Raw genomic sequence first — 23,066 nt, 5'->3', positions numbered from 1 at the left:
GACGCCATGGCCGACCTGGCTGTGGTTTTTCACTGGGCGCCAGCGGACATGGATCAGTTGGGCCTGCAAGAACTGATGGACTGGCGCGAGCGCGCCAGGGTGCGGAGCTCCACCGATGGCGAATGATCTAAAACTTCAGGTATTGCTCAACGCCATCGACCGGGCGAGCGGTCCACTGAAGGCCATCAACAATGGCAGCATCGGCGCCGCACGCGCCCTCAAGGATGCTCGTGACCGCCTCAAGGAGCTCAACACACAGCAGAAGGATGTCAGCGCCTGGCGTACCCAGCGCGCTGCGGCCGAACAAACCGAGCAAGCTCTCGGCGCCGCCCGCGACAAGGTTCGGGCACTCAGCCAGCAATTCGCTGCCACCGGTGTGCCGACCAAGTCCATGGCCAAAGATTTCCGCACCGCCGTGCGTGAAGCACAGAAACTTAAAGAACAGCACCAGCAGCAGAGTGAACAGCTCCAGACGCTACGCACGAAACTGTACAGCGCCGGCATCAGCACCAAGGACCTCAGCAGCCACGAGCGCCAGCTGCGCGAACAGATTGGAGCCACCAACGCCAGCATCAGCGAACAGGGCAAGCGCCTGGTCGCCCTGAACTCGCAACAAAAACGCCTGGCGATCGAACGCAGCAAGATGGAGAAGACCCAGAACCTGGCGGGCAATATGGCCATGAACGGCGCCGCCGGACTGGGTTCGGGTTATGCAGCAAGCCGGCCGATTGCCAAAGCCATTGGCGCCTTTGCGCCGAACGAAGACTCGGCCACACAACTGAAAGTGTCGATGATGGATGGCACGGGCAAGGTCGCTGAGGACTTCCAGAAAATCACTGACCTCGCCACCAAACTGGGCGACCGATTGCCCGGTACCACGGCCGACTTTCAGGAAATGATGACGATGCTCCGGCGCCAAGGTCTCAGCGCCCAGAGCATTCTCGGCGGTACCGGTGAAGCAGCGGCGTACCTGGGCGTGCAATTGCAAATGCCAGTGGCCGAAGCCGCCGAATTCGCGGCGAAGATGCAAGATGCCACCCGCACTTCCGAGAAGGACATGATGGCGTTGATGGATACCATCCAGCGCGGTTTTTACTCGGGCGTTGACCCGACCAACATGCTCCAGGGCTTCAGCAAAATCTCGCCGGTATTGGACACCATCAAAAAATCAGGCATTGATGCGGCCAACGAGCTGGCACCGCTGCTGGTCATGATGGATCAAACAAGTATGGAAGGCGGCGCCGCCGGCAACGCCTTCCGGAAAATCTTCCAGGCTGGGTTGGATAAGGACGGTGTAAAGGACGTCAACAAAATCCTGGAGATCGAAGGCAAAAAAATCCGCTTCAAGTTCACCGACGACAAAGGCAACTTCGCCGGCCTGGAAAACCTGTTTGCCCAGGTCGAAAAGCTTAATACGCTGAACGATGAAGACCGGACCGCGACCATGAAATCGCTGTTCGGCGATGACTCTGAAACGATAACCACCCTGAACACCATGATGAACAAGGGGCTGGCAGGATACAGGGAGATTCAGCAGAAGCTTCAGAACCAGGCCGACCTACGCAAGCGCGTCAACGAACAGCTCGGCACCCTCACCAATGTCATGGAAGCCGCCGAAGGTAGCTTCACCAATGCCATGGCCGAATTCGGCGCCGCCGTTGCGCCCGATCTGAAAGAGCTGATCAACACCCTGGGCGAAATCGCCAACAAGGTCGGCGCCTGGGCTCGGGAGAATCCGCAATTGGCCGGCGGCTTGGTAAAAGTCGTGGCGTTGGTGGCCGGTCTGTCGATTGTGTTCGGTGGTCTGGCACTGACCTTGGCGAGCCTGCTCGGTCCCTTCGCTGTGGTTCGCTACGGCATGGCCATGTTCGGTGTACAGAGTGGCGGCACGCTGAGGATCATGCAGAAGCTGGCCCCCACCCTGACCGGCCTGGCGCGCAACGCTTTCCCCATGCTTGCGCAGGGGATTCGGACGGTGGCCAGCACCCTGGGCGGCGTTCTGCTGACCGCTTTGCGCACTGTGAGCATCGCGCTTTGGGGACTCGCCGCGAACCCGGTGGTGCTCGCCATCGCTGCGGTTGTCGCAACGCTCGCCGGTGCCGCTTACCTGGTCTACAAGAATTGGGACGCGGTGAAGCTCTATTTCACCAATACCTGGACCGAGATCAAGGCCGGCTTCAGCGGTGGCATCGGCAGCATCCTCAACACCTTGGCCAACTTCAGCCCGGTCGGCCTGATCTACCAGGCGTTCGCCGGCGTGCTGAGTTACCTGGGCGTGGATTTGCCAAACCGATTTACCGAGTTCGGCAACATGATCGTCAACGGTCTGGTCAACGGCCTGTTTGCCGGTATGGGCCAAATCAAAGGCGCCATCACCTCGATCGGCGATTCGACCATCGGCTGGTTCAAGGAAAAGCTCGGCATCCACAGCCCGTCGCGAGTGTTCGCCGAGTTAGGTGGCTTCACCATGGCCGGCCTCACCCAAGGTCTGGAAGGCGGTCAAAACGGCCCGTTGGGTGCACTGGCCGACATGAGCAAGCAAATCACCACTGCGGGCGCCATGGCGTTGGGCACAGCCTCACTACCTGTATTAACGGTCGATACCCGTGCCCCCATCAGCAACGCAGGCAGCTCGGTTTACGACAGTCACGACACCTACGAAATCCACATCCCGGCAACGCCTGGCATGGACCCACAAGCAATCGCCCGTGCCGTGCGCGCAGAGCTCGCCCGCATCGAAAGCGAAAAAGGCGCGCGCAAGCGCAGCAAACTCTCTGACCTGGAGTAAATCCCCATGATGCTTGCCTTGGGCATGTTCGTGTTCAGCCTCTCCACTGCAGCCTACCAGGAGTTGCAACGCCAAACCGAATGGCGCCACGCCAGCAATAATCGCTTCGGAGCAGCGCCAGCGCGGCAGTTTGTCGGGCGCGGTGACGACTCGATCACCCTTCCCGGCGTCATCCTCCCCGAGTTGGCTGGTAGTGCTCTCAGCCTCGACGCCGTGCGCCTGATGGCCAATACCGGCAAGGCATGGCCCGTGGTTGAAGGCAGCGGCCGGATCTATGGCCTGTGGATCATTGAGAGCCTGAGCGAGACCAAAACCATCTTCTTCCGCGACGGCACACCACGCCGTATCGAATTTTCCATCAGCCTCAAACGCATCGACGATGATCGGATAGACCTGCTCGGTGCCGGTACCAACGCAGGTGTCAGCATCATGAGATCGTTGCTGTGATCGATGCCGCCCTCTCCAGGGTCACAGGCTTTCTGGATGACGCCGTGGAACGTTACCGTCGCGAGGCCGGGTACCCAGTGCCAGCGTTTCGAATTACCGTCGACGGCAACGACATAGCCAAACTGATCAGTCCGCGGCTGATGAGCCTGGACCTGACCGACAACCGGGGGATCGAGGCGGACCAACTCAGCCTCACCCTCAGCGATCATGACGGGCTGCTGGCCATCCCACCTAAGGGCGCGGTGATCCACCTTTGGCTTGGCTGGAGCGATACTGGTCTGGTCGATAAGGGCACCTACACGGTCGACGAAACTGAACACAGCGGCGCACCGGATGTGCTGAGTATTCGCGCTCGGTCTGCAGATCTGCGCAAAGGCTTAAAAACCAAGCGCGAACGCAGTTGGAGCAACACTACTTTGGGCGACGTCCTGGGGGACATCGCCCAAAGCAACGGCCTGACCGCGACCATTGCCGGCGCCCTGGATGGGTTGCCCATCCTGCAACTCGACCAGGCCAACGAATCCGACGCCAATCTGATCAGTCGTGTGGGGGAAGAGTTTGACGCCGTGGTTACAGTCAAGGCCGGCTGCCTGCTGTGCCTCCCGGCCGGCGGCGGCAAGACTGCCAGTGGCGCGGAGCTGCCCCACATCACCCTGACCCGCGCCGATGGCGACCGGCACCGCTACCTGCAAGCCGACCGCGACAGCTACGACGGCGTGCGCGCCTACTTCTACGACGTGAACAGCGCCAAGAAACAGGAAGCCATTGCCGGCGGCGGCGAAAACCTCAAGGATCTGCGCCATACCTACAGCGACCGCCAGTCCGCCCTGCGCGCTGCCCGTGCCGAGTTCAATCGCCTGCAACGCGGCAGCGCCACCCTCAGCTACACCCTGGCCATTGGCCGGCCGGATCTGATCCCGGAGCTGACCTATACGCTCCAGGGCGTGAAGTCGGAGATCGACGAAATCATCTGGTACGGAGGCAACGTGCAGCACACCCTCAGCGCGGACAACGGCTACACCGTCAGTCTGGAGCTGGAGAGCAAGTTGCCCGAGGACACGGTTGAGGATCTGGCTGAAGAGAACAAGGGCGACTTCACGGGAATCATCGCGTACTACCGCGACAAGAAGACCGGGAAGGAAAAGACGGTGACAGCGGGGGATCAGAGCAAGCCGCGGCGGCTGCGGTGGTTGTATGCGAATGAAAGGACAGCAAAGCGTGCAGTGGATCGAGAGTGGAAAAAATGGGTGAGGCAGATCCAGCATAAAACCCCAGCACCTAGCCGGGGTCTGCTCCAACCTACTCAGGGAACTGAGTGAATACCTCTAAAAGTCGCAGAATATCCTGTTGGCGCTGCTCACTTATCCGCCGGAACTTAGTCAGCAACGTTTGTTCCTGCTCGCTCAGAGAACCAGTATAAACTACTGAAACTTCGGTTTTCGACACACTGTTCTCCAACATGCGATTACTCCTTTCACACGCAATGGGCGCCCGGTGCCAACACAGCACCTCAAAAAAGCTCACCCAGAGAACAGCCAATTTTGTGCACGTTGAGGCGTGCCACCAGCCCTAATCAATTACAAACTGGTACGACTACATTTCACAATGTGACTGTCATACAGTTTAACCCCGCTTGTGGGCATGTGCTATGCGTGACCTGCTGCCTTCGCAAGCGCAAAGGCCATCCGTACCAATGACTGACGATCGGGTTCAGCCATCAGTCGGTAAAACTCCAGCAAGCTCGACTCGTCACTGGTAAGGCTGCCAGCTGCTGCCGGCTTTCGCTCTCCGGACACCACATAGAGAACATCAACTCCCTGCTCAGCCACTGCTGCCAAGTAACTGGCATCAGGGCTTCGCTCGCCTTTTTCATAGTTGTACTGACTGTTTTTAGAGGCACCGGCCTTCGCCGCAAATTCGGTCTGATTCAATCCCAACCGTTCGCGTTCTTCTTTTAGACGATCACCAATTCCCACAAACGTCTCCAAAGCGGTTTGACATTCCCACAATCATGGGAAATACTGCGCTTGTCATCACACGAAATCACACGAAACGAGACTATGCCGAACGCATACCCCACCGAGCAAGTATGCCAAGAGGCCCGAAGTCGCTTGGCGCACCAAGGGCTCTCCGCGAAAGACTGGGCTGAACAGCACAAACTCAATCCGTCAACGGTGTACGCGGTTCTAAACGGACAGAAGAAATGTCTGCGGGGCGAAGCTCACCGCGCCGCGGTGCTTCTCGGCATCAAAGACGGCGTAGTCACAAACTAGGTCCGTTGGCTCAGGGAGGAAACCAGAAGATGAAACGCTCAGTTCTAGCCAACAGAAAGGATGTAGTCAGTGCAGTCATTTGCGCATACCCCGGCGGGCGTCTATATGCCGCTGCCGAACTCGGCATGACCATCAAGAAGTTTGATAACCAGGCATACGAAAACGCCGGCAGCCGCCCGCTGACCGATGACCATATCCATCGTTTGGAACAAGTCGCGGGGACCACGTTCCTTCCTGACTACGTCAGCGGGCTGTATGGCGGAATGTTTGTGCCGCTGACCATGCCGGGAACCCTAGACAATATCGATTTATATAGCCGTTCAGTCAAAGCGGCAGCCAAGCGCGGTTTGGTTGATCAGATCATTTCCAAGGCGCTCGACGATGGAGTCATTGAAGCTGGGGAAGCTGAAGCAATTATCAAAGCATTGATGCACTACATGTCTGCCCGCTATGCAGAGGTGCTGGCGACCATCCAACTGCACAGTAAGACGACGGAAGGAAGGTGAGCATGCGCAGCCGTACTCAGCCTTTACCGAGACGAGCCTTGATCTCTTTCAGCGCTGTTGCGACGTCATCCACCGCAAAGCGGATGTCTTCGGCCCTCACGAATAGCGCTGGCACCTCCCCGGTAGCAGTCAGCTTCATGGATTCGCGACCACGCATGATTTCCACCAGCGCTTCATGCCGCTCCTGCAAGCGCTGCATCAAGCTTTCAACATCCTTTTTTGAGTGAGCCGTCATGACCTACATCTCCGATTTAGAAAGAAATCACTTACTGGATCTACTGGTCATCGCCCAGCAGCGACTGGACACATTAAAAGAAATTGCAGCAACCACCAACGATTCACTCTCAGGCACTGACATCAGGATTGCCATCGGTGATGCAATCACTCCGCTGAACATCGCTCATGAAGCGGCAGAAACGTTCTAAAGGACCGGTCATGAGTACTTACAAACTGGTCTGCCCTCACTGCCAAGGCCGCATGCGCATACGCACCAGCGAAGGCACCCACATTTTCCTGCGCGTGGCCTACCTGCAATGCACCAACGAGGCTTGCGGTTGGTCAGTACGTGCCCAATTCGAAATGACTCACGAGATGAGCCCAAGCGGCATGGCCAACCCATCCGTGAGGCTTCCCGTTGCTGACATCGCTCTGCGCCGCGCCGCGATGAAGACCGCCAACGATCAACCCGACCTGCTCGACCAAATGGAAATGGAGTGTGCGCAATGAACCATGAACAGTTGACCCACGACTACCGCAGCAGCATGCAACGGGCGGCGTTTGCCTACCTGCAACGACACGAAGCTCAGTACCTGGTGGATTCCGATCTGCTCTACGACAACTGCGTTCGGCACATGACCGTTTCACTGGAAGTCCCGGTGTTCATGGCTCAGCAGTTGGTGCACAACGCCTGGACTGAATTGCAGGTGATCAATCAGCGCAAGTGGATTGGTGTGGACTGGGGCACAAGCCCGGATTGCACGGTCGTGCACTTGATCGATACACGGGCTGACCTACGTTACCCCGTCCCGGCGAGGCTGCTACCGCAGACATTACTCGCTCAGCGCAACTCCGCGCCCAAGCACCACCCTCAGTAATCCTTTTTTAACTCCCTGCCCTGCCCCGCTTCCCGTGGGTTTGGGTGAGCTTTGCCCGAAATCCGAGGTGGATCATGGAAATCGACGTTGCCATCAACGCAAAACTGAGCCGTTCGCAGGCCGAAGCGTTGCTCGAAACGCTACGCAGCCAGTACGCGATGCAGTTCAACGAGCACTGGTACGACGATCGATTTCGCTTGATCCCCGAGGGTCTACGGCACGGCTCGCTGCTGACTGCCTTCCCCGTGATGGCCGCGCAAAAACGCCTGATTGGCGCCCTCAAACACAGTCTCGGCGAAGTGAAGTAAGCCCCGATGAACATGAAACACGATCTACGCGCCGACATCTTGCAACGTCTTCAGTCCGATTACGGCCTCAAGCACAAAGCGGGCAAATACATGCGCGAAGGCGAATGCCCAGCGTGCAAGAAAAAGGAGCTGTACGCCTTCCACGATGACCCATGGATGATCCGTTGTGGCCGGGGCAAGTGCGGCCAGACCTGGCACGTGAAGGAGATCTACGAAGACCTGTTCGACGACTGGAGCAAACGTGCTCCGGCGACCGAGCAGCATCCCAACGCCACGGCGCGTGCCTACCTGGAGTTTGCTCGCGGCTTTCGTCTGGATCTGATTCAAGGCTGGTTCACCCAGGAAACGTATTTTTCTGGCGAGTTGAACGCAGGCAGCGCCACCGTGCGTTTCGCCCTAGACAAGGGCGGCTACTGGGAACGGCTGATCGACCGGCCGCACCGTTTTGGCAAGATGAAAGCCCGCTTCAAACCCGGCGACAGTCCCCGTGGTGTTTGGTGGTGTCCGCCCTGCGTCGAGTTGTTGGACGTTACCGAGCTATGGATCGTCGAGGGCATCTTCGATGCCATTGCTCTGGTCCACAACGGCATCGCAGCAGTATCGGCGATGTCATCCGGCGCCTATCCCGAAGAGTCGTTGAAAGAGCTTGCACGGCAGCGCGGCGGCAAACTGCCGAAGTTGGTGTGGGCACTGGACAACGAACCAGGCGCGCATAAATACACCAAGCGTTGGGTACGTCAGGCCCGCGCATTGGGCTACGAATGCGAAGCGGCGCAGATCCCCCAACCAGATAGCCGCAAGGTTGACTGGAATGACCTGCACCAGCGGTGGAACTTCATCGATGACGAAACCCAACGCACCGAGCAGGTCGAAAAAGACCTGGCCACGGCTCGCTACCATGGCTCCCTTCTGATCGCCGAAAGCGCCTCAGAGAAAGGCGTGCTGATGTACGACTGGCGCGAGCGCCATGAATTTCACTTCGGCTTCGACAGTCGGTTGTACTGGTTCAAGATGGACCTGGAGAAGTTCAACAAGGCCATGCAAGCGCTGGAGTCCTCCGAGCGCCATGAAGACCAGTTGCTCAACGACAAGCAGCGCCGCGACAAAGCTCTGCGTCAATGTGGCGGAGTGGTCGAGATCGCCAACTGCTACCCGCAGGCACTGTATTTCCAACGCAACGAAGTGACCGACGAATCCTGGTACTACTTCCGCGTTGATTTCCCACACGACAGTGGGAGCGTCAAAAACACCTTCACCGGTGGCCAGGTTGCCGCCGCCAGCGAATTCAAAAAGCGACTGCTCAGCATGGCCGCCGGTGCCGTATTCACCGGCAGTGGTCAACAACTCGACAAGATCATGAAAGACCAACTCTTCGGCCTGAAAACCGTGGAGACCATCGATTTCATTGGCTACAGCAAACAGCACAGCTGCTACGTATTCGGCGACATCGCTGTGCGTAGCGGTATCGTCAGCGAAGTGAACAAGGAGGACTTTTTCGAGTTCGGCAAACTGCGGCTCAAGACGCTGCAGAAGTCGATTGCCATGCACATTCAGCGCGACAGCAAGGTGTATCGCAGCGATTGGCTGCCAATGTTGTGGCTGTGTTTTGGCGCCAAAGGCATTGTTGCCCTGGCGTTCTGGTTCGGCTCGCTGTTCGCCGAACAGATCCGCGCGCAATACAAGTCGTTTCCGTTCCTTGAGGTCACGGGCGAAGCCGGCGCCGGCAAGACCACGCTTCTCACCTTCCTTTGGAAACTGCTGGGCCGCGAGCATGAAGGTTTTGACCCGTCGAAATCTACACGCGCCGGCCGACAGCGAGCCATGGGTCAGGTTTCCAACATGCCGGTGGTGCTGATCGAGGGCGACCGCAATGAGCCAGACAAGGCTCACGCGAAGGGCTTCGACTGGGACGAGCTGAAAGACTTCTACGGCGGTGGCACGCTCGGTACCAAGGGTATGAAAACCAGCGGTAACGAAACCTACGAGCCCCCGTTTCGTGGCGCTATTGCGATCAGCCAGAACGCCGATGTCAGCGCGTCCGAAGCAATCCTGACCCGGATTATCAAATCGCATTTTGCGCGCCCGGAAGTCACCACCGAGAGCCGGGCCGCCGCTGACAACTTGAACCTGATCCCGGTCGAGCACCTGAGCCACTTTCTGCTGCTGGCAGTGCGCGCGGAAGCGCAGGTGATGGCGAAGTTCGCCGAGCGTGTGCTTGTTCATGAACAACGTCTGCGCAAGCTCAAGGAAATCCGCGTCGAGCGAATCATTAAAAACCACAGCCAGTTGATGGCCCTGGTCGATTGCCTATGCCTGGTCTGCCCGCTCGATGAAAACCAGGTGGTGACGACTCAACAGGCCCTGACAGCCATGGCCCTGGAACGTCAGACCGCAATCAGCGCCGACCACCCGCTGGTGGCTGAATTCTGGGAGGTCTACGAGTACCTGGAAAGCTTGGGCGAAGGCCCGCAGGTCAATCACAGCACCGACCCCAAATTGATCGCCATCAACCTCAACGAGTTCGCCGAGCTGGCCAGCGTGCACCGCCAGAACCTGGCCGACCTGAAGACCTTGCGCACTCTGCTGACCGAGAGTCGCAGTCACAAATTGGTGGAAACCAACAAGCCCACGTATAGCGCGGTGCGCGCTTCGCAGAGCGCCGGCAACGCAATGTTCAACAAACCCTTAACCGTGCGCTGCTGGGTGTTTCAGAGCGCATGAACCGCAGTAACCACAGGAGCAGCACCATGCAAATCCAAGTGATCACCGGCGACATGGCTACCGGCAAAACAACCAAGTTGCGGACGATTGAAGCCGCGCTTTTAGGCAAAGGAAAGGATGCCAGCATCATCCATGCGGAATCTTACGCGGCATCCGGACTGCTTCGAATTATGGAAGTGAGGGTTCACAAAGGGCAGCGAACGCTACTGGTTGACGACTGCACGCGCCAACAGATCGATGCGGTTCTGGAATGGCAATCAACCGTCGAAGAGGACACGCAATACGACGACTTGATTGTTCACCTGGTGCGAAAAGCCAGTTGATGCCAGTCGCAGGAAATTGAAAGTGGTGTCGAGGAGTTGCACCTCCCCGACACCGACCACCACCAAGGAGCAGCACCATGCAAGCACAACACCCAAGCAGCAGCGGCACAGAGGCTACCACGAACGTCTTGAAAGTCGGGGATGACGTTACCTATGTCATTGGTCGCAGTACCGGGAATAGCGTTAGCTTCAGCGTTCGCGAAGGAAAAATCGCTGTAATCAATGACCATGTGGCCACCGTAAAATCCCGTAACGGTCGCAGCAGTGTGCAACCGTTGAATAAGCTCACTCGCAAAGGCCAACGCAATGCCCTGACCCGTGCTCTGTTGGGGGATGCGGAATGAACAACGGGAAATCCTTCCCCTGGAACCTCGAGCTTACAGGCCTCTGCGACCAATGCGGCAAATCCCGCGCCCATGGCAACCACAGGAAGTGCAGCAAAGCGCGCCAAGCGATCAACGCACGACGTAGGGCTGAAGAAGAACACGCCGGGATAGCGCCAAGACCTAGAAAAAGCGCCGGATTGTTCTGGTTACTTCGCCAGGAATGATCGGCAACACTTGACCCCGAAAGGCCCGGTAACGGGCCTTTCTTCTTCCAGAAAGCTGGTCGGTTGTTCAATACATTGCGTGGGGACGCACATGGCAGATGGCGTAGAGGCCCGTGGCAATTCAGTACGGGTCTATTTTCGTTTCAATGGCGAATTGTGCCGGGAGCTTGTACCCGGCGGCAACACAGCGGCCAACCGGGAGCATGCAGCACGCCTGGTGAACATCATCGAATACGAGATACAGGCTGGCACCTTTGACTACAGCCGGCATTTTCCCAACTCGCCCAGACTGGTCGAAAACACCTTCGGCCATTACTTGGATTTGTGGCTGAAGATCAAGCACAACAGCGTTGCCGCCACTTCCTATCGGGGTTATGCGAACAAGGCAGAGGTTCATGTGCGGCCGCGCTGGGGCAAAGTTCAGATCGACCAGATTGATCATTTGGATTTGCAGGAGTGGGTGCAGGACACACTCTCGAAGAGGCTCAAGAACAAGACCATTCGCGACATCATCAGCAACGTGCGCCAAGTCTTCAGGCTGTATCGCACTCGTAAGAAGGTGGCTCATGACCCGACTGAGGGGCTGTTCGTCCGCCTGCCTGATCCGGAAGCTCCTGACCCATTCACCAGGGCAGAAATCAAACAGATCCTGGAAACGCCGACCAGCCGCACGCAGGAGCTTTTGATGGTGCAGTTCATGATTTGGGCCGGGCCGCGGGTTTCGGAAACTATTGCCTTGGCTTGGGAGGATGTCGACCTGGAGCGAGGAACGGTGATTTTCCGCCGATCGAAAGTGCGCGGGGCATATCGTGTAACTAAAACTCGGCGCTCTACGCGGAAGGTTCGGCTGCTGGAGCCAGCATGGGATGCACTACGTAAGATCGATGCGATCAACCAGAAGAAAAAAGCGGAGACGGTCGACATCGTTGAACGGGATAACAAGACGGTGCGGCAGCACAAATTGCACTTTGTCTTTTTGAACAGCAAAAGCGGACTGCCGCATGTGAGCGATTTTGTTGTGCGGGATCGGTTTTTCAAGACGCACTTGAACGCGGCTGGGGTTCGGTATCGCGGGCCGGGCCAGTGTCGCCATACCTATGCCAGTCAGTTGCTGACCACGGGGGTGGCTTCAATCGATTGGATCGCTGAGCAGATGGGGCATACGAATGGGAACATGATTCGGCAGCACTACGGGACCTGGATCAACGAGGATGGTCCGGACGTCGTTGGCATCCTACAACACGCTCTAAAGCTGTAGACCACCGGGCATGTAACGCGAGGACAATTTCGGGCAACGAGGGCAACCAAGACCGGTTGAATCCACAACCTATTGCAGACGTTCATGCCAGCCAGATCAAAAGCAGTTTATGAATCGGAACGCAGACTTCAAAACAGCGCATGTGTTTTCATACAGCTTGGACCCAAAGCTGCCTTTTGGGATTCAGTACGATACCGCTAATCGGAGACGTTTCGATGTGTCTAAGAAACCAATAGCTATTTACATCCCAACCCATGGCGTATGCCTATTGAAAACGAAATAAGAGGAGCAAGGCTCCTCTTATTTTGGCCGTGCTAACTAATTACCATTCTGGAAGAATGACTACTCCCTCTGGAAATTAGTAAGGGTATAGCCTTGCGTTTCGGCACTTATGTATTCAGGAAGCGTAGGCTTTCCATTAATTTTCTTCGTTTGTTTCCCAAGAAACTCAAAAACTTTTGAGATTTGATTGGCAACCGATTCGCCAGGCTGCGATTTTACCGAAAATGCAGCTGGCGATCCCAACGCAGGAACACCTGCGGGATTTTCGGCCACGTATTTATCAATATCAAACAAAACAGCAGCGATTGCCCAGTCATTTGAGACTGAATCACTTTCATTAAAACATGTTGCCCCAACTTGAAACGCTGGTCCCGCGCCAGAGATATCGCACTCTACTTTTGCTGCGGAATTCTTGACGATGCGGGATAGTATCAAACTCTGAATCCACAAGCGCTTCATCCCAGTCGGATTCGCCTGCGCAGCAGCTTTACGAATTTTTGTGTCTGGGAATTGAGCCCAAGGTATATCTGCACGCGAAACATCAACGATTTGGTAGTTAACTGCCTCACTAGAAGAAAACTTGGTAGCAAAAGTTAAATAGCCACCTTTAACTGAGGCTGCAGAGGTAATCCGCGAACTGTAGATTGATCCATCTTTGATGGTATCCTCCCGTGCGGTGAATGCATTTGGAGTAATTGGCTTGCTGATTACGCTGTATGTCTTATCGCTGTTGGGTGTTACGAGGAGCCCAATGTTCTCCTTCATATAATATCTGAAGTCTGCTGGGTTATTCATCAAGACTCTACCCTCCCAGTCCTGCGGAAGCGGTTGATTGACGACGGCGTCTCGGAACCTCATGCCTGTGCAACCGCCCAGAAGAGTAGCCAACACCAAAGTGCCAAGTATCTGATTTCGTATCGTTTTCATTTGATTTCCATTTCCAAGTCAACGTTAGAGAGGGCACACATTCATCAGATAAAAATCAAGCTTGAGAGATGTAAGTTGCAGCAGCATAGCTGTAGATTCGCAATTTTGCCCTCTGGAGCTGGCCGACAGCTTTCGACCCGGCCGGTGAAGATGCCTAGCAAACCGACGAGCTGTTGAATGAGTTATGCGGCTCGTCGCTGGCTACAAATCTCAGCGAGCTATAAAGTGACTTCCATCTGATATCCCTCATGCAGGAAGCGGCGATGAAGTATCTAACGAGGCTTTGTTACAACACGGACAACTGGAAGAAGCCTTCAGGCGTAGCGCAGGCCAAAGAGGTGAAAAGCTCCTATACAAGCAAATTCGGGTTCGGCCATGAGGAATGGTTGTTCCGAGATGATTGGATCGTTGATGGTTGGCGTTACGCCTTCGTGCAAGGCGTGAACAAAAGCCGCAATAGACTGCTCAAGGACGCGCAGCCATTCGATCTGCACCTCTTCAGCATTGAGCCAAAAGCGAAACGTCGGTACGTAGGTGAAATTCGAGAAGTGGAATGCCTTACCGACCGTCAAGCGCAAGATGCGCTCGCATTGTTCCAAAGAAATGGCTGGCTTCAAGAGATGTGTGAAGAGATTATCCAGCTTGGTCGCAATCCAGAGGACTTGGGGCATGACGAGTATGCCCCATACGTATTCAACATTCGATTTCGGTTGGATAACGTCACGCTTTACGACGTTGATGAGTACTCGAAACCCGGCGATCCAATCATAGAGCGGTGCAAGCGCTATCAGCTCTATTCTGTGGTTGTCCAGGGTGACCAAACGCCTGGAGGGCGACGGAAACCTAATGGCAAGGACTGGATCACTATCCCCAAGATCAAACCTACCACCAGGACGGTGACTTATCAGCGCACAGCTGAGCATACAAGGATGCAGAAGAAACTACTCGAGCAGCTGAAGAAAGATTATCCAACCGACATCGTTCGTGCGGAGCGTGAATACATCGATATAACTGTAGAGACCCAGGATGCGCTCATCCTCTATGAGATTAAGTCAGATCTGTTGCCTCGCACCGTCCTGCGGCAAGCTATCGGGCAGTTACTCGAATACGCCTACCATACTCAAGTGCGCAAAAAAAAGATCAGTTTGGTTGCTGTGGGACGAAAGCCCTTATACGGTGACGATGCGAAATATTTAGATTTACTGCAGAGCAAGTTTGTCTTGCCGTTGAGCTATCTGTGCGTACCTTTGGACTAAGCAACGTACGACTGCTTTTGGTGCAGAGTGTGTAAAAATGCATGTGCCGTTTTGAAGTCTGCGTTGCTACGTAAAATCTTCTGGTGCTTGTGTAATCAGCAGACCAGAAATTTACGTAGGAGCGCGATTTTTGTGTTCCAGCCCCGACTGTCAAACGTGTTCTAAAACGTTTTTACACAGCCTCGCCGATAGCTGACTGTGAGGTGAACTGGACTGGCTAACCGAATTCACCTCGACATGACTGTTGACGGGCCCTTGGTGTACATTCGGTTAGCCGATGTCCAATTTCTTCAATCGAGCCAGGCCTTGTTTGATATGGCCGGCGTTTTCACCCATGGTCCACAGTGCGCCACGGACATTCCCGCCCACTTCCTGTACCCCTTGCGCCTCGATCAGCAGGGTCAACTCCATAATTGCCGCCTCTAGGGCCTGCTGGTTTTCGAACAACCTTTCCAGTACATCCGACAGTGAATAATCGCTTCGCATGGTGTCGACTCCTTTCGAGAAAGCCCAAGCATAGCAGCAACAGTGCCCCCAATTGGAACCTGCAATAGGTTGATTGGAGTATGGTCAACTGATGAAGCTGTCACTGGCTACTTTCACCCCAAACAGGCCAATCGTGGTGTCTATAAAATCAGGATCAATTCATTTAGATCAAAAGAATTGCGCTCAGCCGTGAGTCGAAATCACACGATTACATACCTCGACGCAAAGTTCCTTCACGCGCTCTAGGGTGTTTTTGTTGATCGCTACTTGGCCGGCAGACTCATTCGAGTTCGAACCTACACCAGGAATCGCAGTTGGTTGCTCATTGGGCTCAAACGCCCCGCATAAGCTGCTACGCAGTTCTTTGCGAGAAAGCCAGTAGGACTTTGGGAACGAAAGGACAGAGACGGGTTCACGTCGGAACGCCAATACATCATGCGCAGTGCCGTCGTTGTCAATGGCCTGGAACAGCAGTGTGCCTGTATTCGATTTACCGAGCGGCCGGAGCCCGTTTTCCTCAAGTATCGCAAATAGCTGGGCGAACCGGGCACCGCCCAGACCGCTTTTGAAGGACTCCACTGTCTTCGCCGTTACCGTATTAGTAGTCATTTGTGCTTTTCCTTTACCAATGCGTAAGTCTCTATTGCAGGCCTCAATGCCTCCTACCACCCATCATATTCCCGCCACAAGGAAAACGAATTTTTCTTTGCATCTTTCTCCCAAGGCATATTTAGGGGACCAAGGTTGCTCTTTCTAAATATTTCGCCCTTCCAAATTACAACATCTGGATCATCAGATGCACTGTCCATCCATCCGGACAAGAATTGCATCATGTGGCACAGTTCATGGGCAATTATAAGCGAAATGTCATCATTACAATCAAATGTCAATCTAATCAGGAACATGCCGTGATCTTCATTATTCCTCTTCAAGGATGCATTATTAACGATACCAGTCATATCGACGAAGCCTAGCCGAACCTCGTTCAATTCATCTATTCTAACTTTTTCGTAAAAACGGAGAATCCTTTCCTCATAAAATGAAACGACGTCAAGAATCTTGGCGCAGTAATCCTGATCGCAAAATTTTCCCAATTCTCCTTTGAACTTAATAAACTCTATATTCATGCTCCACTCCATATCGATGGAACGACTGAGGGAGATTTAACCAAACACCATTACTTGGCGGCGCTGACCATCCCGGGTGGTTACCAGCATTGAGTGTAGACCGTCTCGTGCACTATCCCATTACCGACTAGCCTGGCATCTACTCGGCTTTGTTCCTCAAATCAATTCATGTTGGGTTGGGTTGGGTTGGGTTGGGTCAGGAGCATCACTCGCGAAACCGCAGCAGCAAACTCCCCTCCCTTGGGGACAAGCTAGGTAGATATCGCGTAACCGACCTGGTGATACACACAGAAACAAGAGCGAAAAGCGGACCTGGCTAGCATTCTAGGCCGAGCCAATGGCTTCTTTTGGTCAATTCTGTTGAAAACAGTCGGTTTGCTTTCACTCCGGGGATTGAGAAAAATCTCATAAATGCAGGCCGTGTTCCCATATTGTTCCCATATGGCCCTTTTTCAGACGCAAAAAACCACAAACCCCCGACTTTCTCTAAGAAAATCAGGGGTTTGTGTTTGCAGAATGTGGCGGTGAAGGAGAGATTCGAACTCTCGATACAATTTCTTGTATACACACTTTCCAGGCGTGCTCCTTAAGCCACTCGGACACTTCACCGTATCTCGTCAAACATGTTCTGTCTGTCGAGGCGCGCTAATGTAGTCGAAAGCTTTTCTGATGGCAAACTTTTTTTGCAGAATTTTCATGCGGTTAGCGATTTAGTTGTTCCTGTGGGTGCCGTGCCATGGCAAACCCGCCAATCTCCGGCTTCGCGCCCTCTTCTATATAGAGGGGAATGCGCGGCTGGCGTGGCCGGCAACGCTTGCCGGGCGGGGAAAAGGGTGACCGGGCGGTCACTCACGGCGCTTTACCTGGTCTACGGCGGTGGGTAACGTCTGCCCTACTTTATTAGAAGGATTGGCGTCATGAGTGAGTTGATTTCCTACCATCTCGAAGACGGTATCGCGACCCTGACCTTGAGCAATGGCAAGGTCAATGCCATCTCGCCGGATGTGATTGTTGCGTTTAACGCTGCGCTGGATCGGGCGGTGGCGGATCGGGCGGTGGTGATCATTACCAGTCAGCCGGGTATTTTTTCGGGTGGTTATGACTTGAAGGTGATGACGGCAGGCCCTAAAGAGGCCATTGCGCTGGTAGCTGCCGGTTCGACCCTGGCTCGTCGCCTGCTGTCGCACCCGTTCCCGGTGGTCGTGGCCTGCCCTGGGCATGCGGTGGCCAAGGGTGCGTTTATTCTGTTGTCGGCTGACTACCGCATTGGTGTCGATGGCCCGTTCAGCATTGGTTTGAACGAAGTGCAGATCGGCATGACCATGCACCACGCCGGTATCGAGCTGGCGCGTGATCGTCTGCGCAAGTCGGCGTTTCACCGTGCGGTGATCAATGCTGAGATGTTCAATCCGCAGAGTGCTGTGGATGCCGGTTTCCTTGATCTGGTGGTGTCGGCCGAAGAGCTGCAAGGCGCGGCGCTGGCGGCGGCTCGTCAGTTGAAGAAGCTCAACATGACTGCCCACAAGAACACCAAGCTGAAAGTGCGCAAGGCGCTGCTGGAGACGCTGGACAACGCGATCATCCTGGATCAGGAGCATATGGGTTAAGCCCCTACGCGTTGCACCGAAAAGCCCGACCGTCGTGTCGGGCTTTTTCTTACGTGTCTGGTTTAAAACCTTTCAAGCGCTCTAGGCCGCATCTGACCCATAAGTCGGAAACATGCGCTCAAACATCGGCTATCTCCCACTTCTATAGCGGCAATTGCCGAAAACAGTGCACATCCGTACACTGCGCCACCTTTTGTCCCGGTGGGCCCTGTAAATGCTGTTTGTGTTTCGTATGTTATTGATGGGCTTGCACTTTATTCTGGCCGGTATGCTTGGGGTGATTCTCGGTCTGTGTCGGCCGTTTAATCCGGACAACAGCCGTTTATGCGCGCGTCTGTATGCGTGGCCGGCGATGTGCATTTTGCGTTTGCGCGTGAAGGCCGACGTCGGGCCGTTGATGGATAAGCCTGACAGTTGTGTGATCATTGCCAACCACCAGTCCAACTACGATCTGTTTGTGTTCGGCAACGTGGTGCCCCGTCGCACTGTGTGCATTGGCAAGAAGAGCCTGAAGTGGGTGCCGTTGTTCGGGCAGCTGTTCTGGCTGGCCGGCAATGTGTTGATTGACCGCGGCAATGCGCACAAGGCACGCCAGTCGATGCTGACCACTACTCGCACCTTGCAGCATGAAGACACCTCGATCTGGGTTTTCCCGGAAGGCACGCGCAACCTCGGCGAAGAGCTGCTGCCATTCAAAAAAGGCGCGTTCCAGATGGCGATTGCCGCGGGCGTGCCAATCGTGCCGGTGTGTGTCAGCAGTTACGTCAAACACATGCGATTGAACCGCTGGCGCAGTGGGAAGATTCTGATCCGTTCGCTACCGGCAATTCCTACGGCTGGATTGAGTCTGGATGACATGCCGATGCTGATCGCCCAGTGTCGCGAGCAGATGCGCGAGTGCATCGACTCGATGGATCGGCAACTGCAAGCCGCCTGAAAAAACCCGCCCTGTGCGGGTTTTCTTTTGCCTGCGAACTCTACAGATTTTGCTGACTCTCAAGCAGCAGACAAGGTTAAGCTGAATCCTGCCTGGCCCCGCCAGTCTTTATAGAAAGCGGCTAATAAGAAGTGAATCACTATCATGGGTAGAGTCGTTGCTGCTGCGGTTTACAGTGCCGGTAAGAAAGTCACCAATATTACCCTCGACGAAGGCGCCGCCTGGGCTGCCAAGCCTGGCCACTTTGTGTGGATTGGTCTGGAAGAACCGAACGCCGAAGAGCTGTTCAACCTGCAACGTCAGTTCAACCTGCATGAACTGGCCATCGAAGACGCCCTGGAAAAACACAGCCGACCGAAGCTGGAAACGTTCGGCGACGCACTGTTTATCGTCACGTATTCGCCGATCCGCAATGAAGGCAAACTGGAGTTCATCGAAACTCATATCTTTGCCGGGAAGGGCTACATCATTACCGCACGCAATGGTCATTCAGCGTCCTACGCCTATGTCCGACAGCGTTGTGAGGCGCGGCCGCTGTTGCTGGAGCATGGGGAAGATTTCGTACTCTATGCCATCCTCGACTTCGTGATTGAAAACTACCAGCCGATGGGCGAAGCGATTCATGCCGAGATCGATGAGCTGGAGACCAATGTCCTCTGCGGTTCCCTGAACGAACGCGACATCCAGAAACTCCACGGCCTGCGTCGCGATGTATTACGCTTGCGCCGGTTTGCGGCGCCGATGGTGGAGATCGGTGAGGAACTGCAAAATCTGAGCTTTCCGTTCATCGACAAGAATATGCGCCCGTACTTTCGCGATGTGCAGATTCATGTCACGCGGCAGATGGAAGACCTCACGACCCTGGCGGACATTGCCAGCCAGACCATCGAGGTCGGGGTGTTGCTGGAGGCGTCGCGCCAGAGCGTGGTGCAGCGCAAGTTTGCGGCGTGGGCAGCGATTCTGGCGTTCCCGACGGCGGTGGCCGGGATCTACGGGATGAACTTCGAGGACATGCCAGAGTTGACTTGGCATTATGGGTATTTCGGGGTGTTGGGGTTTATTGCCGTTGGGTGCGTCAGTTTATGGGCGAGTTTCAAGCGGTCGGGGTGGTTGTGAGTATGGTGTGACGCGGAGCGTCACGGGATGCATTCCCACGCGGAGCGTGGGAATGATCAAACATCCGACTAAGGCTTGTGCGCCACAAACCGCATCATCCACTCCGCAACAGTCGCTCCATGGTGAGGATGCTCCAGGCTCGCCATACCTTTCTGATAAACCTCTTCGCCCAGATGCTGCTGACGAATATCCAGCAACGCCCGTGAGTAATCGTGAATGAACTCCGGATGCCCCTGGAAGCACAGCACTTGATCGTTGATGTGGTACGCGGCGAACGGGCAGAAATCGCTCGAAGCAATCACCGTAGCGTTTTCCGGTAGCGCGGTGACCTGATCCTGGTGGCTGATCAGCAGCGTCAGCTCTTCCCTCAGCGGGCTCATCCATGGCGCCTTGGCCGCGAGTTTGTAGCTATGGGTGCCGACGCCCCAACCTTGGGTCGCTCGCTCACTTTTGCCGCCCAACAACAGTGCCAGCAGTTGATGGCCGAAGCACACGCCCAGCAGTTTGTCGCCGCGCTCGTAGCGGTTCAGCAGGTAGGTCTTGAGGGTTTGAATCCACGGGTCGGTGCCGAAGGAATCGGCCTTGCTCCCGGTGACCAGATACGCATCAAAGGTCTCGTCATCACTGGGATAATCGCCCTGCATCACGTTGTACACGGTGAACTCGGCAGCGATGGGTTGCTGCGAAAACAGACGCTGGAACATCTGCCCGTAACCCTGATATTGATCGACCAGTTCCGGACGCAGGATGTCGGTTTCCAGAATGCAGATGCGTAACGACATAAAAAATACCTGACACATGAAGGGAATAATGCACACCCCAGAGCCTGCCTTGAAACACAGTGGCAAGGCAAGCCCCGGAACGCGTCATCGGTCCCTTAGAACGTCCCTTAAAACAACGCGTCTTTGGCGGCTTTCTCCAGCAACAGCGCAGGCGGTGTGAAGCGCTCGCCGTACTGCTCGGCCAAGTACTGGGCGCGGGCGACGAAGTCTTTCACGCCGTACTGATTGATGAACTGCAGCGCACCGCCAGTCCAGGCCGCGAAGCCGATGCCGAAGATCGAGCCGACGTTGGCATCCGCCGTCGAAGTCAGCACACCCTCTTCCATGCAGCGCACGGTTTCGATGGCTTGTACGAACAGCAGTCGATCGCGTATGTCCTGCGGCGAAATCTGCCCATCGGCTTTCTCGAAGCGGCTTTTCAGCTCTGGCCACAAATGCTTCTGCCCTGTGGCCGGATAATCGTAGAAACCACCTCCAGCGGCCTTGCCCGGACGCTTGTATTCCTTGAGCAACAAGTCAATCACGGCGAACGCCGGGTGCTCAATCAGGTTTTTCCCTTCTGCGCGCAAGTCTTTGGCAGTTTGTTCGCGGATATGGCTCATGAGGCTGAGGGAAACTTCGTCGGAGATCGCCAGAGGCCCGACAGGCATGCCGGCCTTGCGCGCTTCGGTCTCGATCATCGGCGCGCTCACGCCTTCGCCAAGCATGGCGATGCCTTCGTTGGTGAAGGTGCCAAATACTCGGGAGGTAAAGAAGCCGCGACTGTCGTTGACCACGATTGGCGTCTTCTTGATTTGCAGGACGAAATCGAATCCGCGAGCCAGGGTTTCGTCGCTGGTATGGACGCCCTTGATGATTTCCACCAGTGGCATTTTCTCCACGGGACTGAAGAAATGCAGGCCGATGAATTTCGTTTGGTCCGGCACGGCGGTGGCCAGGCCACTGATCGGCAAGGTCGAGGTGTTGGAGGCGATGACCGCGTCCGGGCCGACAACTGTTTGCGCGGCTGATGAGACCTTGGCCTTCAGTTCGCGATCTTCAAACACTGCTTCAATGATCAGATCGCAACCCGCCAGGTCCGCATCGTTTTCGGTGGCATGGATTCGCGCCAAAATCTCCCCGCGCTGCTCACGAGTTAACTGACCACGCGCAATTTTCTTGTCCAGCAACGTCGCTGAGTGGGCCTTACCCTTCTCTGCCGCGGCGAGGTTGATGTCTTTGAGCACCACGTCGATGCCGGCCGATGCGCTGACAAACGCGATGCCCGCGCCCATCATCCCGGCGCCGAGCACGCCGACTTTCTTCGTCACATAAGGCGCTATGCCTTGGGGCCGGGAGCCACCGGCATTGATCTCATTGAGCTGAAACCAGAACGTGCCAATGAGGTTTTTCGACACCTGCCCGGTGGTCAGCTCGGTGAAGTAGCGGGTTTCGATCAGGTGCGCGGTGTCAAAATCCACCTGAGCGCCTTCCACCGCGGCGCAGAGGATTTTCTCTGGCGCGGGCAGGCAGCCCTGGGTTTTGCTGCGCAGAATTGATGGCGTGATAGCAAGCATCGGCGCGAGCTTCGGATCCGACGGCGTGCCGCCAGGAATCTGATAACCCTTCACGTCCCAGCGCTGCACAGCGACCGGGTGAGCGACAATCCACGCCCGCGCCTTGGCCATCAGCTCATCGCGATCGGCTGCCAACTCGTCGATCAATCGCGCCTGTAACGCCTGTTGCGGACGGATTTTCTTGCCTTCAAGCAGATACGGCAGGGCTTTTTCAATGCCCAGCATGCGGACCATGCGCACTACCCCGCCGCCGCCCGGCAACAGGCCGAGGGTGACTTCCGGCAGGCCCAGCAGCACCGACGGGTTGTCCAGCGCGACGCGGTGATGACAGGCCAGGCAGATTTCCCAACCACCGCCGAGTGCCGCGCCGTTAATGGCGGCAACCACCGGTTTGCCGAGGGTTTCCAGGGTGCGCAGTTGGCCCTTGAGGGTCAGCACCATGTCGTAAAAGGCTTTGGCTTCGGGTTTGCCGACCTTGATCAGTTCATTGAGGTCGCCACCAGCGAAGAAGGTCTTCTTGGCCGAGGTAATGATCACGCCGGCAATGGCCTCCTTGTCGGCGACCAGTCGGGCGACGCAGGTGGCCATGGCGTCGCGGTAGACCGCGTTCATGGTGTTGGCACTCTGGCCCGGCATGTCGATGGTCAGGACGACGATCTGGTCCTGACCCTTTTCGTAACGGATGGCTTGGGTCATGGCAATTTTCCTTGAGTCGGATTTTC

The 23,066-nt window shown here is 55.7% G+C and carries 26 protein-coding genes and 1 tRNA gene; 18 read left to right on the top strand and 9 right to left on the bottom strand.

The window, feature by feature from the left end; genetic code table 11:
* Positions 1 to 6 precede the first annotated feature (6 nt).
* Genes PSH88_RS09970 through PSH88_RS09955 form a run of 4 tightly spaced genes read left to right on the top strand, consistent with a single transcriptional unit; the run spans position 7 to position 4,554 of the window.
* The gene (locus PSH88_RS09970) at positions 7 to 126 is read left to right on the top strand and encodes a GpE family phage tail protein (RefSeq protein WP_041752072.1); all 120 of its coding nucleotides are present in this window, start codon (positions 7 to 9) and stop codon (positions 124 to 126) included.
* On the top strand, positions 116 to 2,788 hold the full coding sequence (locus tag PSH88_RS09965; RefSeq protein ID WP_305426059.1) for a phage tail tape measure protein: 2,673 nt from the start codon (positions 116 to 118) through the stop codon (positions 2,786 to 2,788). The genes PSH88_RS09970 and PSH88_RS09965 overlap by 11 nt, the downstream gene beginning before the upstream one ends.
* 6 nt (positions 2,789 to 2,794) lie before the next feature.
* The gene (locus PSH88_RS09960; protein ID WP_305426058.1) at positions 2,795 to 3,235 is read left to right on the top strand and encodes a phage tail protein; all 441 of its coding nucleotides are present in this window, start codon (positions 2,795 to 2,797) and stop codon (positions 3,233 to 3,235) included.
* The gene (locus tag PSH88_RS09955) at positions 3,232 to 4,554 is read left to right on the top strand and encodes a phage late control D family protein (protein WP_305426057.1); all 1,323 of its coding nucleotides are present in this window, start codon (positions 3,232 to 3,234) and stop codon (positions 4,552 to 4,554) included. Before PSH88_RS09960 ends, PSH88_RS09955 begins: the two co-directional genes overlap by 4 nt.
* A 327-nt stretch (positions 4,555 to 4,881) precedes the next feature.
* Here PSH88_RS09955 and PSH88_RS09950 read toward each other — a convergent pair whose 3' ends face one another.
* On the bottom strand, positions 4,882 to 5,211 hold the full coding sequence (locus tag PSH88_RS09950) for a helix-turn-helix domain-containing protein (RefSeq protein ID WP_305426056.1): 330 nt from the start codon (positions 5,209 to 5,211) through the stop codon (positions 4,882 to 4,884).
* 84 nt (positions 5,212 to 5,295) lie between these two features.
* Here PSH88_RS09950 and PSH88_RS09945 point away from each other — a divergent pair, with 84 nt between their 5' ends.
* Together PSH88_RS09945 and PSH88_RS09940 are read left to right on the top strand one after the other, a co-directional pair.
* A complete protein-coding gene (locus PSH88_RS09945; RefSeq protein WP_305426054.1) occupies positions 5,296 to 5,508 on the top strand; it encodes a DNA-binding protein in 213 nt (70 codons plus the stop codon).
* Positions 5,509 to 5,537: 29 nt separating this feature from the next.
* Positions 5,538 to 6,014 carry a YmfL family putative regulatory protein gene (locus tag PSH88_RS09940; protein ID WP_305426053.1) on the top strand — a complete coding sequence of 159 codons (477 nt, stop codon included), beginning with the start codon at positions 5,538 to 5,540 and terminating at the stop codon, positions 6,012 to 6,014.
* Positions 6,015 to 6,030: 16 nt separating this feature from the next.
* Here the strand turns inward: PSH88_RS09940 and PSH88_RS09935 are convergent, their stop codons facing one another.
* Entirely contained in the window at positions 6,031 to 6,249 is a 219-nt protein-coding gene (locus PSH88_RS09935; protein WP_305426052.1) for a hypothetical protein, read from the bottom strand.
* Between PSH88_RS09935 and PSH88_RS09930 the strand changes: the two genes are divergently transcribed.
* The 8 genes from PSH88_RS09930 to PSH88_RS09895 all read left to right on the top strand — a co-directional run bounded on the left by PSH88_RS09930 (position 6,248) and on the right by PSH88_RS09895 (position 12,268).
* Positions 6,248 to 6,439, top strand: a complete 192-nt coding sequence (locus PSH88_RS09930; protein ID WP_305426051.1) for a hypothetical protein — start codon at positions 6,248 to 6,250, stop codon at positions 6,437 to 6,439. The genes PSH88_RS09935 and PSH88_RS09930 overlap by 2 nt on opposite strands.
* Positions 6,440 to 6,449: 10 nt before the next feature.
* Positions 6,450 to 6,740, top strand: a complete 291-nt coding sequence (locus PSH88_RS09925; protein ID WP_305426049.1) for an Ogr/Delta-like zinc finger protein — start codon at positions 6,450 to 6,452, stop codon at positions 6,738 to 6,740.
* Positions 6,737 to 7,108 carry a hypothetical protein gene (locus PSH88_RS09920; protein ID WP_305426048.1) on the top strand — a complete coding sequence of 124 codons (372 nt, stop codon included), beginning with the start codon at positions 6,737 to 6,739 and terminating at the stop codon, positions 7,106 to 7,108. The genes PSH88_RS09925 and PSH88_RS09920 overlap by 4 nt, the downstream gene beginning before the upstream one ends.
* A 74-nt stretch (positions 7,109 to 7,182) precedes the next feature.
* Complete coding sequence (locus tag PSH88_RS09915) at positions 7,183 to 7,416, top strand: hypothetical protein (RefSeq protein WP_305426047.1); 234 nt, start codon at positions 7,183 to 7,185, stop codon at positions 7,414 to 7,416.
* Between the two features lie 6 nt (positions 7,417 to 7,422).
* Positions 7,423 to 10,137, top strand: coding sequence for a toprim domain-containing protein (locus PSH88_RS09910; protein ID WP_305426045.1), 2,715 nt, complete (start codon positions 7,423 to 7,425; stop codon positions 10,135 to 10,137).
* Positions 10,138 to 10,163: 26 nt separating this feature from the next.
* A complete protein-coding gene (locus PSH88_RS09905) occupies positions 10,164 to 10,460 on the top strand; it encodes a hypothetical protein (protein ID WP_305426044.1) in 297 nt (98 codons plus the stop codon).
* 77 nt (positions 10,461 to 10,537) lie between these two features.
* Complete coding sequence (locus PSH88_RS09900; RefSeq protein WP_305426042.1) at positions 10,538 to 10,804, top strand: hypothetical protein; 267 nt, start codon at positions 10,538 to 10,540, stop codon at positions 10,802 to 10,804.
* Between the two features lie 297 nt (positions 10,805 to 11,101).
* Positions 11,102 to 12,268, top strand: a complete 1,167-nt coding sequence (locus PSH88_RS09895) for an Arm DNA-binding domain-containing protein (protein ID WP_305426041.1) — start codon at positions 11,102 to 11,104, stop codon at positions 12,266 to 12,268.
* 342 nt (positions 12,269 to 12,610) lie between these two features.
* On the opposite strand, the gene PSH88_RS09890 is transcribed toward PSH88_RS09895, so the two are convergent.
* Entirely contained in the window at positions 12,611 to 13,477 is an 867-nt protein-coding gene (locus PSH88_RS09890) for a hypothetical protein (protein WP_305483524.1), read from the bottom strand.
* Positions 13,478 to 13,740: 263 nt separating this feature from the next.
* Between PSH88_RS09890 and PSH88_RS09885 the strand changes: the two genes are divergently transcribed.
* Positions 13,741 to 14,733 (top strand): hypothetical protein, encoded by a 993-nt coding sequence (locus PSH88_RS09885; RefSeq protein ID WP_305483523.1) that lies wholly within the window; start codon positions 13,741 to 13,743, stop codon positions 14,731 to 14,733.
* Positions 14,734 to 15,003: 270 nt separating this feature from the next.
* On the opposite strand, the gene PSH88_RS09880 is transcribed toward PSH88_RS09885, so the two are convergent.
* The 4 genes from PSH88_RS09880 to PSH88_RS09865 form a co-directional block, all read right to left on the bottom strand.
* Positions 15,004 to 15,219, bottom strand: coding sequence for a hypothetical protein (locus PSH88_RS09880; protein ID WP_305426038.1), 216 nt, complete (start codon positions 15,217 to 15,219; stop codon positions 15,004 to 15,006).
* A 183-nt stretch (positions 15,220 to 15,402) separates the two neighbouring features.
* Entirely contained in the window at positions 15,403 to 15,828 is a 426-nt protein-coding gene (locus PSH88_RS09875) for a hypothetical protein (protein ID WP_305426037.1), read from the bottom strand.
* Between the two features lie 53 nt (positions 15,829 to 15,881).
* Positions 15,882 to 16,346, bottom strand: coding sequence for a hypothetical protein (locus tag PSH88_RS09870; protein ID WP_305426036.1), 465 nt, complete (start codon positions 16,344 to 16,346; stop codon positions 15,882 to 15,884).
* A 519-nt stretch (positions 16,347 to 16,865) separates the two neighbouring features.
* Positions 16,866 to 16,955, bottom strand: a tRNA-Ser gene (locus PSH88_RS09865).
* A 308-nt stretch (positions 16,956 to 17,263) separates the two neighbouring features.
* Here PSH88_RS09865 and PSH88_RS09860 point away from each other — a divergent pair.
* The 3 genes from PSH88_RS09860 (at position 17,264) to PSH88_RS09850 (ending at position 20,006) form a co-directional block, all read left to right on the top strand.
* Complete coding sequence (locus tag PSH88_RS09860) at positions 17,264 to 17,953, top strand: crotonase/enoyl-CoA hydratase family protein (RefSeq protein WP_123496361.1); 690 nt, start codon at positions 17,264 to 17,266, stop codon at positions 17,951 to 17,953.
* A 214-nt stretch (positions 17,954 to 18,167) separates the two neighbouring features.
* Positions 18,168 to 18,890, top strand: coding sequence for a lysophospholipid acyltransferase family protein (locus tag PSH88_RS09855; RefSeq protein WP_008073003.1), 723 nt, complete (start codon positions 18,168 to 18,170; stop codon positions 18,888 to 18,890).
* Positions 18,891 to 19,034: 144 nt separating this feature from the next.
* Positions 19,035 to 20,006 (top strand): magnesium and cobalt transport protein CorA, encoded by a 972-nt coding sequence (locus tag PSH88_RS09850; RefSeq protein WP_305426034.1) that lies wholly within the window; start codon positions 19,035 to 19,037, stop codon positions 20,004 to 20,006.
* 68 nt (positions 20,007 to 20,074) lie between these two features.
* Here PSH88_RS09850 and PSH88_RS09845 read toward each other — a convergent pair whose 3' ends face one another.
* Both PSH88_RS09845 and PSH88_RS09840 read right to left on the bottom strand, forming a co-directional pair.
* Complete coding sequence (locus PSH88_RS09845) at positions 20,075 to 20,788, bottom strand: amidotransferase (protein ID WP_305426032.1); 714 nt, start codon at positions 20,786 to 20,788, stop codon at positions 20,075 to 20,077.
* 107 nt (positions 20,789 to 20,895) lie between these two features.
* Entirely contained in the window at positions 20,896 to 23,040 is a 2,145-nt protein-coding gene (locus tag PSH88_RS09840; protein ID WP_305426031.1) for a 3-hydroxyacyl-CoA dehydrogenase NAD-binding domain-containing protein, read from the bottom strand.
* Positions 23,041 to 23,066: the final 26 nt, after the last annotated feature.

Origin of the sequence: Pseudomonas wuhanensis (assembly GCF_030687395.1) — a bacterium.
Classification (GTDB): Bacteria; Pseudomonadota; Gammaproteobacteria; order Pseudomonadales; family Pseudomonadaceae; genus Aquipseudomonas; species Aquipseudomonas wuhanensis.
This window is presented reverse-complemented; position numbering and strand designations above follow the sequence as displayed.